Origin of the sequence: Sphingomonas sp. NCPPB 2930, assembly GCF_042867205.1 — a bacterium.
GTDB lineage: Bacteria > Pseudomonadota > Alphaproteobacteria > Sphingomonadales > Sphingomonadaceae > Sphingomonas.
This window is the reverse complement of sequence record NZ_JBHZQU010000066.1, coordinates 1-573: the sequence shown is the minus strand read 5'-3', so window position 1 is coordinate 573 and position 573 is coordinate 1. Positions and strand designations below refer to the sequence as shown.

Here is a 573-nt window from a genome sequence, read left to right as displayed (position 1 = left end):
TAAAATATTTTTATACTCAATGAAAATCAAAGAGCAAATTAGGAAGCTAGCCGCAGGCTGTACTTGAGTACGGCAAGGCAAAGCTGACGTGATTTGAAGAGATTCTCGAAGAGTATAACCTATTCTTTACGATCTTTTTCGAGAATGCGCAGACTGATATCAAAATCACGCATATCTGTTTCATTGAGTTCTCTCAAGACTTGGTCCAGCTCAAGGTCAAATTGTTCGATGGCTGCTTTAGCTTGTTGCAAGCGTTCTTCTGCCCGATTATAGTTTTTAGGATTGGCCTTAATCTTTAAATAGCCTTCTAAAATCGTTTGAAATTTCTCCATCTTCAAAGTATGGATGGCAGTCAATTCTTCCTTATCACCCTCAGCAGAGGTAGCAATCTTGTCTAAAATGGCTTGATGGTCAATGGCAATATTGGCTAAGGTCTGGGACAATTCTGGAGCTAATTCCTCTGGCTCTGCATTCTCAAGATCTACCTGACTCTCTCTATCCAAACGTTCTAGCTGAACATCGATGTTTGCCCTTACTGTACGAATCTTTTTATCAATACGGTTGTAGACATCA

At 39.8% G+C, this 573-nt stretch carries 1 protein-coding gene; it reads right to left on the bottom strand.

The window, feature by feature from the left end:
- Positions 1-119: 119 nt before the first annotated feature.
- The coding region (locus ACFX59_RS18390; RefSeq protein WP_387434523.1) for a hypothetical protein at positions 120-573 on the bottom strand (454 nt) is incomplete at its 5' end.